Origin of the sequence: Advenella kashmirensis W13003, from assembly GCF_000506985.1 — a bacterium.
Classification (GTDB): domain Bacteria; phylum Pseudomonadota; class Gammaproteobacteria; order Burkholderiales; family Burkholderiaceae_B; genus Advenella; species Advenella kashmirensis_A.
In genome coordinates, this window is the sequence record NZ_KI650979.1 from 1260017 (window position 1) to 1276493 (window position 16477).

Sequence of the window (16477 nt, forward strand, 5' to 3'; positions counted from 1 at the left end):
TGCTAATCCAGTTTTTTGCGGGTAACGAAGCGCGCCAGTCCCAGCAGGACCACGGCATAGACGGCCAGCACGCTGCAGTTTTTGATAATCATCGGCCAATAGTTGCCGGCCAGAAAAAGCGATTTGACCAGTTCCAGAAAGTAGGTGGCGGGCACCATTTGTCCGATGATATACACGACCGTTGGAACGTTGCGCAGATCAAAGATGAACCCGGTCAGCATCATGGCGGGCAGAAAGCTGGCCAGCAAAGCGACCTGACTGGCCAGGAACTGGTTTTTGGTCATGGCCGAAATCAGAAGGCCGATCCCCAGCGAGACAAACATATAGAGCATCGAAGCCACAACCAGCACCCAGAGCGATCCGTAAAGGGGGACGCCAAACAGGAATCTGGCGGTGAGCACGCACATGACCAGTCCGAGCAGCCCGATGAAGAAATAGGGAATGATTTTGGCAATCAGAATTTCAACCGGGCGCACAGGTGTAACGAACAAGGCCTCGATCGTGCCGCGTTCCCACTCCCGTGCCATCACCAGCGCTGTCAGGAAAGTGCCGACCAGCGTCATGATCAGGGCAATCAGACCGGGTACAAGGTACCAGGTGCTGTTATTGGCGGCGTTGAACCACATGCGGTCTACGACCACGACCGTACCCTGTGCCGCGTCACTGTGGCTGCGCGAGGCCTGTTTGGCGCCCCATATGGCGACGGCGCCTTCAAGATAACTGCGGATGGCGCTGGCGCGTGTCGGATCCGATCCCAGCAGCAGTGTCTGGACCTGCGCATCGCCGACAGATAGACGGCTTGCGAAGTCCGAAGGGATTCTGAGAATGGCATCGGTTTCGTGTTGGGTCATCATCTGCGTCGCCTGATGCATGGAAGCGACTTTGACCGGGACGAAATAATCGGACAACTCCAGGCTGGACACCAGGCTTTGCGCGGCAGGGGATGGATCCTCCAGCACAACGGCCACACGTGCGTCACGCACGTCGAAAGTCAGGGCATATCCGAAAATCAGGATCAGTGCGATAGGCAAGCCGATGCCGATCATAAGATTGCTGCTGTCTCGCCACAGCTGGCGAAATTCCTTGCGTGTCAGGGAGATCAGACGAAGCCAGAAACCGCCTCGACGCGCTGTTTGCTCCCGGGCTGACGATGACGTTTGTGATTCCTGTTGCGTTGGTGAGTGAGAATCCGTCATGCGGCCACCTTCTGGTCATTATTCCGTTCACTGCGGCCCTGTTCCACGATCTTAATAAACGCCGCTTCCATGGTCATTCTCTCGCTACCACCCGCCTGCTTGCGCACTTCATCAGGCGTACCGTAAGCGACCAGCCGGCCGGCATCCTGAATAACAATACGATCGCAATACTCCGCTTCTTCCATGAAATGCGTGGTGATCACAATCGTGGTACCGCTGCCGGCCAGTTCAGTAATGCGACGCCAGAAACCGCGGCGCGCCAGGGGGTCGGTGCCGCTGGTCGGTTCGTCCAGGAAAAGCACATCGGGTTCGTGCAGCAAGCCGACCGCCATGGCCAGCCGCTGCTTGACGCCGCCTGGCAGTTGTCCTGCCGGCATCCTGGTATAGCGCTGCAGGTCGAACTGATTCTGAACGGCGGCGATACGCTCGGCCAGCTGGCTGCGTCGCAGCCCATATGCGCGGCCGAAGAAACGCAGATTCTCCATGACGGACAAATTGCCGTACAGGGCGAATTTTTGCGATACATATCCTATCCGCTGGCGTGCTACGGCGCGGGCGCTGCGCATGTCCATGCCGGCGACTTCGGCGTGGCCACTGGTGGCCGGCAGCAGCCCGCAAAGCATGCGGAAGGTGGTTGTCTTGCCAGCGCCATTCGGGCCAAGGAGTCCAAAAATCTCACCGCGCCGTACGTTAAATGTGGTGCGGTCCACAGCGGTGAAATCGCCGAACTGTCTGACCAGGTCTTTTACATCAATGACTATGTCGTCGTTGCCACTGGCTCTGTTGCTATTGCTATTGTCGTTGTCCTGGTCCTGGTCGATTGCCGCTGGTCTGCTCAATCCGTTTGCAGTCGAAATACGCTGGTATGTTTTGTGGGATGGAGTTGGTGTTCTATCCTGCTTATGAACTGACGCCGATTCTGATCCACCGAGACCCTGCCGTTCGCCATTATCACGATTGTGGTTATCATTCAGGCTGGATTCGTTAACAGCCTTGAGGCCGCCTGTGATGTCTTCATCAGATTCATTCAGCGTGCGCAGCAAAACCATGAACCCATCTTCCAGTCTTGCCGGCGCAGGCTCAATCTGACGTCCATCCAACTGCAATTGTGATTCATTAGCATCGTTCCGCCGGATCACGCGTACGTCACCCGCTTCGGGCACGGCGTCAATGACGGCGGCGTGATTGTCCAGCAACTGCGCCTGCAGATCACGCGGATGTTCACTGGCGGCAGGGGTTACCAGATAGCACAAATCACGGGCGTGTTCTGCCGTCTGTTCAGGCGGCCCACTCGAGAGCAGCCGGCCTTCATGCAACACATACACATTGGCGCATCGTTCTGCTTCATCCAGGTAGGCCGTCGTCAGCAATACCGACAGCTGTTCCTGCTCCCGCAATTGCTGCACAATTTCCCATAACTCGCGGCGGGAGAGGGGATCGACACCGACGGTGGGTTCATCAAGCAGCAGCAATTCGGGTGAGCGCACCAGTGTACAGGCCAGCCCCAGCTTTTGCTTCATCCCTCCCGACAGTTTGCCGGCCAGGCGTGAGGTAAAGCGCTTCAGATCAGTCATTTCCAACAGACTGGAAAAACGTTCGCGTCGCACATCTTGTGGCACGCCATGCAGATCGGCATACAGGTCAAGATTTTCCTGTACGCTCAGGTCCTCATACAGGCCGAATTTCTGCGGCATATAGCTGATTCGGTCCTGGATGGATTGGGGATGGCGAACGACATCGGTGTTCAACACAAGCAGGCTGCCGGTATCGGGCCGCATCAGGCCGGACACCAGGCGCAGAAAGGTGGTCTTGCCGGCACCATCGGGGCCGACGATCGCCGTGAGCTGGCCGCTGGCTACGTGTATATCAATCTGCTCCAGCGCCTGTACTGTGGCGCCTGTTTCTTTGACTTTAAAGCGTTTACAGATGCCTTCGGCGCGCACAGCCAGTGTTGTGGTATGCGAAGTGTCATTCACCTGGGTCACGGTCGGCGTGGTTTTTGTCGCGGCCGCGTTTATGTCTGCGTCAGCGCCGCTTGCGGTCATTTTTTCGCCCCGGAAGTAAGCTTTCCACGCTCGTCAGGCACTGTCTTTTCAAGTGCAATACTAACAGTTGCCGGCATACCAAGACGCAGCCTGTTCTGCGGATCGTCCACCAGAATACGAACCTCGTAAACCAGGCTGGTGCGCAACTCTTCAGTCTGCACATTCTTGGGGGTGAATTCCGCGACCGGCGAGATATATCCGACACGGCCGGAAATCGCTTCGTCAGGGTGGCTGTCGGTGGTCACGGATACCGCCATATCGGGTTTGACATGGCCCAGTTGCACTTCGTTAACATATGCCCGAACCCATTTGGGCGACGTGAGCGCCAGGGTATAAGCCGGCTTGGCAGGGGACGCCATATCACCGGGCTCCAGCAGCCGGGCACGTACGACGGCATCCGTGGGCGATTTGAGTACCGATTGGGTCAACTGGTGCTCCAGCAGCGCGAGATTGGCTTTGGCGGCCTCTAGCTGTGCCTGGGCCTGCGCAATATCTTCGGCGCGCGGGCCGATCTGCGCCAGCTTCAGCGCCTTGCGCTGGTTCTCCAGCTGGGCGTCTGCAACTTGTGCGGAAGCCTGGGTGTCGTCCACTTCCTGCCTGCTGATCGCCTGGCCGCCGGAACGCGTGGCAATATCTTTCATCCGCTTGTAGCGGATCTGCGCCTGTCTGGCTTCCGCCTCGGCAGCCTTGACCTGTGCCTGCAATTGCTCTACTTCTTCCGGACGGGAGCCGTTTTTCAGGCGTAATAAAGCCTGTTCCTGCGCGCCGACCTCGGCTTTTGCCTGTTCAGCCTGCAGCGTCAGGCTGCGGGTGTCCAGCGTGGCCAGAACCTGGCCGGCCTTGACGCTGTCGCCTTCTTCGGCACGCATTTCACGTACCCGCTCGCTGTTTTCAAAGGCGAGAGAGACCTGACGGATATCGACATTGCCATAGAGCGTGAGGTGGTCTGTGGTGGGGGCGGGGCGTCCGAACAACCACCAGGCGCCGGCAGCAATGGCGATGATAGCCAGGACAATTACAACTGCAATTTTCTTGTTCATGTTGGAAATAATCCGATCACGTATTGTGTGGGCAGAGCTTATTTGAGTTATAATTCTAATTCAAATTTGAATTATATGTAAAGCCTCAATTGCACTTGCCATTGTCATCGTTATTACAAATGCCATGAACGGAAAAGCCAGCAGCATCAAAAACAAACCCGCGCCCCGCACATCGCGCGAGGGCACCAGCAGCCGCCGCGCCAGTCGCAGTGACGGCGACGCGACGGTGCAACATATTATTACTGAAGCGGGAACGCTGTTCGCCGAGCGGGGCTATGCAGAGACGACCAGCAAAGCCATTTGTGAGCGCGCCGGCGTGAATATGGCAGCGGTCAATTACCATTTCGGCAGTCGTGACGGCCTGTATCTTATTTTGCTCAAAGAAGTCCATCGTGAAGTTATGAGCCTGGATTTCGTGCGGCAAATCGGTGACAGTGCGGCAGCCCCTTCCGACAAGCTCTACCTGCTGATCGAAGGACTGTTGCGAGCGACGTACGATGCCAAGAGCTGGCATATTCGCCTGTGGGCGCGGGAATTGCTGGCGCCCTCGCCCCTGCTGTCGCAGATCATGGAAGAAGACACCCTGCCTAAATTTGAAGTCCTGCGCGACGTGCTCATGGAGCTGACCGGTATGCCCATCAAAGAGCCTGCGTTGTTGCGCGCCGTCCTGAGTGTGATTGGTCCGGTGCTGATGCTTCTGATTCTGGACAGGGAGTTGCCGACACCCATTCAGCCTCTGTATTCCCACTCGGTTGAAGACATGGCGCGCCATATGCATACCTTTTCAATCGCCGGGCTGCAGGCGGTGGCGCAGCAGGCTGGCGGTTCGGTCGCACGGAAGAGCGGCAGCGACGTTGGGGGAAAAGGCAGCAGCGCGGACTAAGAGGTGGTTGATTCGTTTGAGGTTGCACCGTAATAACCACTAGTATGACTGCCTGTCTCTTGCCTGAGATTTACGCCATTTTCAGCACCCCAGCGGCCGCCAGGCGTGCAATTTCGTCAGACTCATAGCCCAGATCGCGCAATACGCTCTCGGTGTGCTCGCCAATGCGCGCAATCGGCTGGCGCGGTTGCAGACGCTGCCCGTCCAGGCTGATGGGCAGTAGTGGCATGGGGGTTTCGGATCCGTCTTCCAGCACCTGGCGACCCAGGCCGCCGCTTTGCTGCAAATGCGGATCGTCAAACAACTCCTCGGGTTTGGTGATATAGGCAAAGGGAATCTGTCTGGCTTCAAAGACAGGTGCCAAAGCGTCGGCGTCCAGCCCTTTGAGCGTCTTGCCCAGCTCCGGAATCAGCCAGGCGCGGGCGAGAACACGATCGTTATTGGTTTTGAGGCGCGGATCCTGATAAAGATCAGGACGCTGCAGGATGTCGCACAGTTCCTTCCACGGCGCATCTCCGGTGGCGGCGATGAACATGAGACGTCCACCCGCCAGCTCAAAGGTATCATAAATACCCCAGGCGCTGATGCGTTCCGGCATCGGGTTGGCAGCGACCCCGGTCACGGCATATTGTTGCATGTGTTGCGCCGAGAGCAGCACGCAGTTTTCAAAAAGCGCGCTCTGTATTTCCTTGCCCTGGCCGGTGCCGGTGCGCTGGAACAGGGCCGCCAGCACGCCCAGTGCGCCGAACATGCCACCCATAATATCGTTGACCGATGTGCCCGCACGCAGCGGGCGGCCGACCGGGCCGGTCATATACGCCAGGCCAGCCATCATCTGCACCACTTCATCCAGCGCCAGACGCTTGTCGTAGGGTCCCTGCAAAAATCCCTTATGTGATACGTAAATGAGGCCGGGATTACGTTTTTTCAGGCTGTCGTAGTCAAGGCCCAGCGAGGCCATGCGACCGGGTTTGAAGTTTTCCACAAAAACATCGGCCGACTCGACCAGTTTAAGAACCGCCTGCACGGCCTGTGCATCTTTAATGTCAACTGAAATACTCTTTTTGTTTCGGTTGAACGTGCGGAAAAAACCGGCGCCGGCACCCAGCAATTCGCGGGTTTTGTCGCCGGTCAACGGCTCGACCTTGATCACCTCGGCACCCAGATCGGCCAGAATCATGCCGCAAGTGGGGCCCATGACCATATGCGACATTTCAACGACGCGAATGCCTGCAAGGGGCAGCGATTGTGTAGTGGCAACATTCATTGTGAGACTCTTTGATGCGTAGAATAAGTGTTGGGCAGACCCGCCCGGTGGATAAAACCATATAGCGGCTCTTGCGGCAGGGCTTCGGTCAGGATGGACCGACAGGCCAGCAGTCCTTCGACGGAAATGCCGGTACGATAGCCCATGGATTCGAGCATGAAGACCAGGTCTTCTGTGACCACATTGCCAGTGGCGCCGGGCGCATGCGGGCAGCCGCCAATGCCGGCCAGCGACGCATCAAATTCGCGAATGCCATTTTGCAGGGCAATAACGGTATTGGCCAGCCCCATGCCGCGCGTGTCGTGAAAATGCATACTGCGAAGACGCTCGCCTGCCACTGAACGCACGGCGCCGATCATCTCCTGAACCTGAGTGGGCGTAGCGTGTCCTGTGGTGTCGGCAAGCGCGACTGTATCAGCGCCGGCAGCAAGACTGCCGCGCACGACATTGCAGACGTCATCAATAGGTACTTCGCCCTGCAAGGTGCAGCCAAAAACGGTAGACAGGCCCGCGATCAGTGTCGTGCCGGCGTTCTGCGCGTCGATGCATTCACGAATACGACCGAACTCCTGCACCATATCCATCGGAGCGCGACGGACATTGGCCAGGCTGTGCTGCGTGCTGACCGAGATCGGCGCCACCATGCGGTGCACGCCTGCTTTCAAGGCATTCTCCGCGCCCTTGAGATTGGGCACCAGCGCCGTCACGGTCAGGCCTTCCAATTGGAGGGCATAGTCGACAATCTCCGCCGCATCGGCAAGCTGAGGCAACAGTCGCGGCGGCACAAAAGATGTCACTTCAATATAGCGCAGGCCTGCGTCGTAGGCCGCCTTGATCCAGCGTTTTTTGGCTGCTGTCGGCATGACGGCAGCAATGCTTTGCAAGCCATCGCGCAAGCCGACTTCCTGGATATGGACATGATCTGCCATCGGTGTTCCTCTTGATTGATGATGACAGTCTACGACGAATCGACCGTAACGATAATCCCCCGACGGTCATGGTCACCATCGCCGTTGGTTATGGTGTCAGAGGAATCGCAGGCCCCAGGTTTGAATGGGCCTGGGCGCCGAGGGCCTGGGTCTGCAGATGATTGAACAGTTTTTGTGCCGCGCCCGACAGGCTATCATTGGCCCGTGTGCAAAGAACGAAATTGCGCCGTGCCCAGGGGTCCTCCAGCTTGATGAGTTCAAGGTCATACAGTCTGGCGTAACGCTCTACGGCTTCGCGTGGCAGCGCCGCGATGGCCAGATTGGCTTCGATCAGCCGATAGGCGGCATCAAAGGAGCTGACATGGGTGCGGTAGGTGAGTGTTTTTCCCTGCCGACCGGCGATGTGCGACATGAGCGTGTTCATGGAGGTCTGCATGGAAAAACCGATTTGCGGATAATCCAGCGTTTCTTCAAACAGAATGGATTGTTTGCCCGCCAGCGGATGCGCTTTATTGGCGACGATTACGAAATGATCGAAGCGATAGGGCGTCACGCAGGTATTGCCCGTAGGGACGAAATCGCGACAAATGCCGATATCGGCGTTGCCTTCCTCTATTTTCCTGGGAATATCACTACTGAAATGCTCTTCAAGATCCACCTGGATATTCGGATGGGTTTCCAGAAAAGACGTCAGATCGGCGGGCAGAAACTCCATGATGGCCGATACATTGGACAACAGCCGCACATGGCCTTTGACTCCCTGCGCGTGCTCGCCAAGCTCGCTTTGCAGCTTGCGGTAGTCCATCATAATGCTGCGAGCGTGTTTGAGCAGGACCTGACCGGCCGCCGTCGGGGTCACGCCGCGCTGGCTGCGTAGCAACAGCGGCGCGCCGATTTTGCGTTCTATTTCGACCATGCGCTTGCTGACTGCGGCGGCGGACAGCAGCTCGCGCTCGCCCGCGCGCGCAATGCTGCCGGTTTCACAGACGGCAATGAATAAATGCAGGGATGTCGGATCAATGGACCACAAATCAAACTCGCGAAAATCAGGTTTGATCGGGATTAGAGCACCGGCAGTCATGTAAGTAAATAGTGAAAAACCATGGCTTTCACAAAAAAGATAGACAGGTTCAGCCTGGACGGCAGCGTGACATGGGCGATTGCGGCCCCGGGTCACGAGAGTACGGAAGCAAGCCGCGTCGATCCGGGCAGAGCCCGGATCCGTAACGGGTTCAGGTGGCTTTTATTTGAGCAAAGCAGCGCTTTCGTCGATATCCTTCTGGATCGTTTCGCCAAAAGCTTGCGGACTGGAGACCACGATGTTAAAGCCAAGCTGCTCAAGCTTGTTCTTGACGTCCGCGGAGGCGAACGTCTCTTTGAGCGTGGCCTGCAGTTTATCGCGAATGTCATCAGGCAGGTTAGCCGGTGCAATCATGCCCAGCCATGGTTCGTAAATATAGTCCGCCACCCCGGCCTCGGCCAGCGTCGGCATATCAGGCAGCATCTGGCTGCGTTTGGACGAGGTCACGGCCAGACCGCGCAGCATGCCACCCTTGATCTGTTCTGACACGCTGGCAATGGCGAGGAACGCTACCTGTACCTGATTGGAAATCAGATCGTTCACGATGGTATTGCCGCCTTTATAGGGAACATGGGTCATTTCCACACCAGCCCGCTTTTCAAAAAGCACGCCGGCCAGATGCAGGGCTGTCCCGACACCGGCCGAGCCGTAATTGAGCCGTTTGGGCTCCTTTTTGGCCGCTGCTACCAGATCGCTCAGCGCAGGGTAAGGAGAGGTCTTTGGCACCGCGACCACCAGGGGCGAGGTCACCAGATTGGAGATGGGTGTAATGTCCTTGACGGAGTCATAGGGCAGGTTTTTGTGCAGGCTGGGGTTTACCGCATGATTGGACGAAATCAGCTCCAGAGTATAGCCATCGGGTTTGGCGCGGACCAGTTCGCGTGTTCCCGAGATATTGGAGGCACCTGCCAGATTCTCAACCACAACCGATTGCTTGAGCAACTGACCCAGCTTCGGCGCAAAGGTGCGGGCCAGATTATCAAGTCCTGACCCAGGCGAGCTGGGCACGATCAGCCGGATCGGCCGTTCTGAGAAGCTGACGTCAGTTTGCGCTGCGGAGGCCGGACCGAGTGCTGCCACACAGGCCAGCACAAAAGAAGTTATGCACAGACGCATAGGTTTGTCTCCATAAGGGGCGATGAGGGCTGGTATCACCCTTGTGATTTTTTTCAAAATGTGACTGGCAGTTGCGCCGAGAGCGGCGGTCCCGGTATGACCTCAGTTTTCAGGCAAAAGCAGGCCGGATTCAGTCTATGCTGATTTGCCAGCGTGTGGAAGCGACCAAACGTCATGGACAACATCACGTTTGGTGATGGCAGGGGGCCATTGCGTGCACAGAATGAGATAGCAGCCTTGAACATCTTTCAAAGCCAGCAAGGCCACATTGACTAGAATAGAAACCTTCGAACCTTAAGGTTTCATCAATACAGATGGATGACTCGTTTCTATGTTGATACACGAACTTGCCCGCTATGGCGCCCGTGAAAGCGGCGAACGCACATTGAACGATAGCGTGCGCCACCACACCAAACGCGCGGTCCTTGACTGGCTCGCGGCGCTGTATCCGGGTACCCGGATGTCGCCAGGGACTGAGCTGATGAAGGCTCATGCCGATGAATTCGGTGTTGGCCATGCCCGCCTGCCTGGATTTGGCAAACACACGTTTGGTGCGACGGCAGCCTGGATCAATGGCAGCGTCTCGCATACGGTTGAGTTCGATGATATTTTCCGGGATGCCGTCTATCACCCCGGCTGCCCTGTCATATCGGCAGCCCTGGCTGCGGCCGATACGCTTGATAGCGAGGGCCTGGATTTCATGACAGCCATTGTCGTGGGCTATGAGATCTCGACCCGTCTGGGTGCGGCCATCCAGCCGGCACATTATCGATATTTTCACACGACAGGTACAGTAGGCAGTATCGGGGCTGCGGCCGCAGTTGCAGCGCTGTACGCGCCAGGTAACGCCTCAGTCATGCAGCATGCGATCGCGACCGCTGCAACCTTTGCTGCCGGACTGCAGCAGGCTTTTCGATCCGATGCCATGACCAAGGCGCTGCACGCCGGCCATGCGGCTGCCGTCGGTGTCCGGGCCGGTGTGGCCGCGGCTGCAGGGGTCACCGGCGTAGCCGATATTCTGGAAGGCGAAGCGGGCTTTGCTGCGGCCCTGGGCGGGTCGCTTGATTTGCCTACGGTCACGGCCCGGCTGGGAGCTGACTACAACATCACGCGCATTACCCAGAAAAATCACGGCTGTTGCGGGCACACTTTTCCGTCGATTGACGCGGTGCTGACCTTGCAGCAGCAACATGGGTTCACGGCAGACGACATTGAATCCATCGATATTGCGACCTACAAAACGGCGATCGATGTGACGGGCAATGCCAATCCCCAGACGGCATTTGAGGGCAAATTCAGTCTGCCTTATGTTGTGGCACATGCGCTTCTGTATGGATCGGTCAGATTGAATGCTTTTGATGCAGACCGGTTGGGCGATCAGGCGATTCGGGATCTGATGAAAAAGATCAAACCGGTTGCGGACGACGCTCTGACCGCTGCCTTCCCGCGGCATCGATCCTCACGTGTGGCCATTTCACTAAAAAATGGCGAGCGTCATGAGCACTACGCCCAGGATCGCAAAGGCGATCCCGAATGCCCGCTGAGTGATGACGAGCTCAATGACAAATATGATGAACTCGTGACGCCCGTGCTCGGTGAAGCGAATGCGACTGTACTCAAGTCCCAGATCTGGACGCTGGAAAGCCTGCGGGTCAGGCAGCTGTCGCTGTGCTAGAAAGCCTATATCCGAATGATTGATGAGTGGATGATTGAAAGAACAATGAAAAACAACGATACAGAAAACAACGGCGTTCGCTTTGGCAGCCGCCAGGCATTTAACAAGGCATTGCTGAACCCGGCCTCGGTGGCATTGATCGGCGCTTCCAGCAACCAGAAGAAGAACACCGCGCGGCCCCTGCGGTTCATGCAAAAGCATGGGTTCGATGGCGATATTTATCCGGTCAATCCGTCAACAGAGCACATTAGCGGCGTCAAAACATTTAGCAGTATCGAGCAATTGCCCGATGGTGTTGATCACGCGTTTGTGATGATAGATAGCGCGAGCGTGAACGGTGTCATAGAGCAATGTGCCGCCCGGGGTATCGGCATGGTCACCATCTATTCCGACGGGTTTGCCGAAGCCGGAGAAGAAGGCCAGCACAAGCAGCAGATATTGAATGAAACGGCCAGGAAACTGGGCGTACGCGTGCTCGGTCCCAACAGTATCGGCCTGGCCAATGTACATAGCGGTGCGGTGATATCGGTCAATGCCGCGTTCGAAATGGAAAATCTTGTTCCCGGTGATATCGGTATTATCTCGCAAAGCGGTTCGATGATGGGATCGCTCATGTCCCGGGCGGCCGCACGTGGGTTTGGCTTTTCTCATCTGGTATCGGTCGGCAATGAAAGCGATATTACCGTTGGCGAAATTCTGGACGCCATGGTCGATGATGACGCGACGAAGGTGATCCTGTTGTTCCTGGAAACCCTGCGCGATGCGCCGACACTTGGCAGGGCGCTGCAACGGGCACGAAAAGCAGGTAAGCCGGTCATTGCCTACAAGCTCGGGCGTTCTGAACAGGGTGATGCCCTGTCTCAATCTCATACCGGTGCAATCGCGGGCAATGATGCCGCTGTCGACGCCTTTTTCCGGGCCTATGGGGTCATTCGCGTAACGATGCTGGAGGCGCTTTTTGAAGTGGCGCCGCTGGCGGCGCGCTATGCAAAGCTGCGTCCTCAAAACCATGGCGACGAACCGGTAAGGCTGGCCGTCATTACCACTACAGGCGGGGGCGCCGCGACGGTGGTGGATAATCTCGGGCTGCGTGGCTTTGTCGCGGTGGCGCCGCCTGCCGGATTCGTATCACATATGGCATCGCGCGGATTGAACATCAGGCAAACGCCTGTGATTGACCTGACGCTGGCGGCCAGCAGCGAGCAGTACCAGGACTTGCTGCAGGAAATATTGCAGACCGATTGGTGTGATGCTGTGCTGTGTATCGCAGGTTCTTCCGCGCAATTTCATCCGCAATATGTCGTGCAGCCGATCCTGAATGCTGTCAGTACAGAACACGGCAACAGGAAACCGCTGGTGGCATTCCTGTCCCCGGAAGCCACTGCCTCGCTGCAATTGCTGCAGGAGAACGGCATCGCGGCTTTTCGCACGCCCGAATCGTGCGCCGACGCGCTGGCGGCATTTTTTGTACCCCAGGAAAACACACAGTGCGAACAGGCACAGCCCGTGCAACTGCCCGCAGGCTGCCCGGCGACAGGCAATCTGAGTGAACCCGAAGCCATGGCGCTATTCCAGGACCTGGGAATTGATACTGTGCAGTACGACATGGTGCAACCGCAAGCTGCGGCGCACACGATCGACTATCCTGTTGTCCTGAAGGTTGTGTCCAGAGAAATTCTTCATAAAACCGAAGCGGGCGGCGTCCGGGTCGGTATCGATTCGGATGAAGCGCTGGCGCGCGCGCTCGACAAGATGGCAGACGATGTCAAGACTCATGTGCCTCAGGCCGAGATTGACGGTTATATGGTCCAAAAAATGGAAGGCCGGCTGATTGAATTGCTGCTGGGATATCGCGATGATCCATTGGTCGGTCCCACGGTCATGCTGGGCGCCGGCGGCATTACCGCCGAACTGATGCCCGATTTTTCGCTGCGTCTGGCGCCCGTCAACGAGCAGACAGCATGGCAGATGATACGCGAGGTCAGGCAGACCCAGCTGGTTCGCGGCTATCGGCAACTGCCGGAAGGCGATTGTCACGCGCTGGCGCGGGCCATTGTTGCCTTTTCCCACCTGGCGCTGATCGAATCACAGCCGGTCCTTGAAGCGGAGATCAATCCATTGTTCGTTCGCCAGGACGGAGTGGTGGCCGTGGATGCGGTCGTTCGCCTGCAAGAAAAATCACAATTGCAATAGCGGACGTGACCACAAGTGTGCGCGCTTCATAAGAACCAGCGCCAATAAGGAACACCGCCAGAGTTGCGATGTTCCTGCGCCTGCATTATTGCCCGGTGAAATTGGCCTCGCGCTTCTCCCTGAACGAATCGATACCCTCCTGATAATCGCTGGTGCAATGAATCAGGGGCTGGATCATGGCTTCGTATTCCAGAAACTGGTCAAAGCTGGGCGACAGGGAGAATTGCAGCATTTTCTTGGCCATGCCCAGGGCGAAGGTAGGCTGCTTGGCCAGCCTGACGGCATACTCCAGGGCGTGCTGTTCGAGCATTTCGTCCGGTACCACTTCGTTGATGATCTCCAGCGCCCGGGCTTCGTCGGCCGAGAAAAAGCGCGTGGTAAAGATCAGTTCTTTCGCTTTGGCATGGCCGATCACGCGACTCAGCAAAAATGCGGCGCCGGTGTCAGGCGCCAGGCCACGGCGTGCGAAAATACACGAAAAACGCGCGTTTTCACTGGCAATGGTCAAGTCGCATGCCAGCACCATGGACAGCCCCATGCCCACGGCAGGACCGCGAACCACGGCGATGACCGGCTTTTCGATCGAATACAGTTTCTTGATCATCGCATGCGTATGCGCCTGCAGGCGCGATCGCGAATCCACAATGCTCAGATGTCCCATGCCTGACACATCCGCGCCCGCGCAAAAACATGCGCCTTCACCCTCGAGCATGACAGCGCGCACCGATTTGTCCGCGTTGGCCTGGTCAAAATAATCAGCCAGCTGCAGTCGCATATCACCGCCCAGTGCATTTTTCCGATCAGGGCGGTTGATTTTGATTCTTGCAATCGGTCCGTCCTGAGTCCATTCAATATCTGCCATATCAGCCTCCCGCAGCGGTCGCAGTGTGACAAGCCGGTGTTGCCTGTTCCGGCACGATCGTTTTTTTGACGATCAGGCTATCGACGACCGCCACGCCTTGTCCTTCGGGATAGACAATGACCGGATTGAAATCCAGTTCGCCGATATCTTGATGGGCATCGTTCAGCAAGTGCGATGTCGCCACCAGCAGACCGGCCAGCGCGTCCACATCGCTGGCCGCTTCCCCGCGCGCGCCGCGCAGCAGACTGCTGCCTTTCAATCGGTCGATCATGGCGTGGGCATCGGCAAGCGCAAGGGGAGCCGGTGCTAGCGTGACATCGCGCAGTATTTCGACATAGATCCCGCCGAAACCCAGCATGACCATGGGTCCGAAATCCGGATCCATGATGCCTCCCACCATCAGTTCGCGGCCTGGCGGCATCATTTTCTGCACGAGTACGGTGTCGATCGACGGATCATTCGCATAGTTGCGGGCGTTGGCAACGACCTGTTCAAACGCCTGCGCAACCTGTGCGTCGGTGGCGAGCGAGAGCGCCAGCGCGCCTGCTTCGGTCTTGTGAGGTACCCGCTCCGAGATCACCTTCAATGCGACTGGGTAACCGATGCGCTGCGCCTGCGCAACGGCCTGGCTTGGTGTTCTGACCAGCGCTTCGGCAGGACGGGCAATGCCATAGGCGTCCAGCAATGCGTCCGTGTCCGAGAGTAAGTCGCGGTGATACGGAACGGCGGTCACAGTGGGCTGCGGTTGCCCGGTTTTAGACGATGCAGGACGACGGCGCTCCAGAAAATCGCTGTAGTCGGCCAGTTTGTTCATGGCACGGGCAAAGACCGGCAAGTTCAGCTGTGCGCTGCCGGCCTGCATCAGGATGCGCCGGGCACTGTCGTGCGAGGTTCCGGGAGAGTGGAACAGCATGGGCCGGCTCATGCCGGACAGCAGCGCACTCAGTGGCGCTTCGATCTGGCCAAGTCGCTCCGGCGACACCAGGGATACGATGACCAGCGCAATATCGATGCCTTCGGTACCCGCCACTTCTTTCAGGATGGCCATCAGGGTAACACCGCCATCCTCTACGACCGACGCGGTTACGTCTACCGGGTTTTCCGCAGAACCATAGTCCGGAATAATACCGCGCAAATGCGCCTTGAAATCGGGGTGCAGTTCGGGCACGGACAGCCCGGCCTCTTCGCAGATATCTGCTGCCCACCCGCCGGCGCCGCCGGAAGTGGTAATGATGGCAACCCGCTTGCCTTTGGGCAGGATGCCGGCACTGACGACCGACCCCAGGGCGATCATTTCTTCGGGGTCGTCGACGCGAATCACACCGTATCGGGAAAAAATGGCGTCATAGGCCATATCGGAGCCGGCCAGATGCGCAGTATGCGATACGGTGGCGCGTTGTCCGGCGGTCGACTTGCCGACTTTGGCCACGATAATGGCAATGCCGGCCGCCGCCGCTTTCTGCGCGACTTCGACAAACCTGGCCGGGTTCTTGAATCCTTCCAGAAACAGGAGAATGGCCCGGGACGATCCTTCCTCAATCAGGTAATCGATGACTTCGGCGCATTCGACATCCGCTTCATTGCCGGTGGACACCAGGTGGCCGATTGGCAAATAATCCGCGCAAGCGCGGCTGTACAGGGCAAACGCCATGGCTCCCGACTGGGACACGATGCTCACATAGCCCTGCCTGGGGCCCTGCGCCTTGACCGGCGAACTCATTTGCATGGTGGGGCTGAAGGTGGCAATCACACGATTGATCGTATCAATGAATCCTTCGGCATTGGGTCCCAGCACGCGCAACCCGGTGCGTTGCGAAAACTCGGCCACCTGGTCCTGCAGGCGGGAACCGACTGGATCGGCCGCAGACCCGGCGCTGAAAACCGCAGCCGCTTTGATTCCTTTCCGGGCGCATTCCTCCAGCACCTGCATCACCTGTTGTGCCGGCACGGCAATCAGTGCCAGATCAGGTATATCCGGGAGCGCCGCAACATTGGGGTAGGCAGGCAAGCCCTGGATGACGGGGCTGCTCGGATTGACCGGATAAATGTTTCCCTGATACCCGCCGTCGACCAGCAGTTTCAATAAGCGTCCGCGAATCTTGGTGACCTTTTCCGACGCACCGACGATGGCAATACCGGTGGGCTTGAAAAGAGCGTGTAAACCGTTCATATTGTTGTCCTTCCGTGCAT

General features: G+C 57.6%; 12 protein-coding genes. 3 read left to right on the top strand and 9 right to left on the bottom strand.

Annotated elements, in window-relative coordinates; genetic code table 11:
• Window positions 1–2: 2 nt before the first annotated feature.
• Genes W822_RS29930 through W822_RS29940 form a run of 3 tightly spaced genes read right to left on the bottom strand, consistent with a single transcriptional unit; the run spans window position 3 to window position 4281 of the window.
• Complete coding sequence (locus W822_RS29930) at window positions 3–1196, bottom strand: ABC transporter permease (RefSeq protein ID WP_024004250.1); 1194 nt, start codon at window positions 1194–1196, stop codon at window positions 3–5.
• Entirely contained in the window at window positions 1193–3241 is a 2049-nt protein-coding gene (locus W822_RS29935) for an ATP-binding cassette domain-containing protein (protein WP_081724298.1), read from the bottom strand. Before W822_RS29935 ends, W822_RS29930 begins: the two co-directional genes overlap by 4 nt.
• Window positions 3238–4281, bottom strand: coding sequence for an HlyD family secretion protein (locus W822_RS29940; RefSeq protein ID WP_024004252.1), 1044 nt, complete (start codon window positions 4279–4281; stop codon window positions 3238–3240). Before W822_RS29940 ends, W822_RS29935 begins: the two co-directional genes overlap by 4 nt.
• 124 nt (window positions 4282–4405) lie before the next feature.
• Between W822_RS29940 and W822_RS0123335 the strand changes: the two genes are divergently transcribed.
• Window positions 4406–5164: a TetR/AcrR family transcriptional regulator gene (locus tag W822_RS0123335; protein WP_024004253.1), complete on the top strand. Its 759-nt coding sequence runs from the start codon at window positions 4406–4408 to the stop codon at window positions 5162–5164.
• Window positions 5165–5234: 70 nt separating this feature from the next.
• Here the strand turns inward: W822_RS0123335 and W822_RS29945 are convergent, their stop codons facing one another.
• From W822_RS29945 to W822_RS29960, 4 genes are all read right to left on the bottom strand, one after another.
• Complete coding sequence (locus W822_RS29945) at window positions 5235–6431, bottom strand: CaiB/BaiF CoA transferase family protein (RefSeq protein WP_024004254.1); 1197 nt, start codon at window positions 6429–6431, stop codon at window positions 5235–5237.
• Window positions 6428–7360: a hydroxymethylglutaryl-CoA lyase gene (locus W822_RS29950; protein ID WP_024004255.1), complete on the bottom strand. Its 933-nt coding sequence runs from the start codon at window positions 7358–7360 to the stop codon at window positions 6428–6430. The genes W822_RS29945 and W822_RS29950 overlap by 4 nt, the downstream gene beginning before the upstream one ends.
• 88 nt (window positions 7361–7448) lie before the next feature.
• Window positions 7449–8441, bottom strand: coding sequence for a LysR substrate-binding domain-containing protein (locus W822_RS29955; protein ID WP_253272237.1), 993 nt, complete (start codon window positions 8439–8441; stop codon window positions 7449–7451).
• Between the two features lie 162 nt (window positions 8442–8603).
• Window positions 8604–9557: a Bug family tripartite tricarboxylate transporter substrate binding protein gene (locus tag W822_RS29960; RefSeq protein ID WP_024004257.1), complete on the bottom strand. Its 954-nt coding sequence runs from the start codon at window positions 9555–9557 to the stop codon at window positions 8604–8606.
• Window positions 9558–9888: 331 nt separating this feature from the next.
• Here W822_RS29960 and W822_RS29965 point away from each other — a divergent pair, with 331 nt between their 5' ends.
• Together W822_RS29965 and W822_RS29970 are read left to right on the top strand one after the other, a co-directional pair.
• Window positions 9889–11232, top strand: coding sequence for an MmgE/PrpD family protein (locus W822_RS29965; RefSeq protein ID WP_024004258.1), 1344 nt, complete (start codon window positions 9889–9891; stop codon window positions 11230–11232).
• A gap of 45 nt (window positions 11233–11277) precedes the next feature.
• Entirely contained in the window at window positions 11278–13425 is a 2148-nt protein-coding gene (locus tag W822_RS29970) for an acetate--CoA ligase family protein (RefSeq protein WP_024004259.1), read from the top strand.
• Between the two features lie 85 nt (window positions 13426–13510).
• Here W822_RS29970 and W822_RS29975 read toward each other — a convergent pair whose 3' ends face one another.
• Both W822_RS29975 and W822_RS29980 read right to left on the bottom strand, forming a co-directional pair.
• Window positions 13511–14287, bottom strand: coding sequence for an enoyl-CoA hydratase/isomerase family protein (locus W822_RS29975; RefSeq protein ID WP_024004260.1), 777 nt, complete (start codon window positions 14285–14287; stop codon window positions 13511–13513).
• A gap of 1 nt (window position 14288) precedes the next feature.
• Entirely contained in the window at window positions 14289–16457 is a 2169-nt protein-coding gene (locus W822_RS29980; protein WP_024004261.1) for an acetate--CoA ligase family protein, read from the bottom strand.
• Window positions 16458–16477 lie beyond the last annotated feature (20 nt).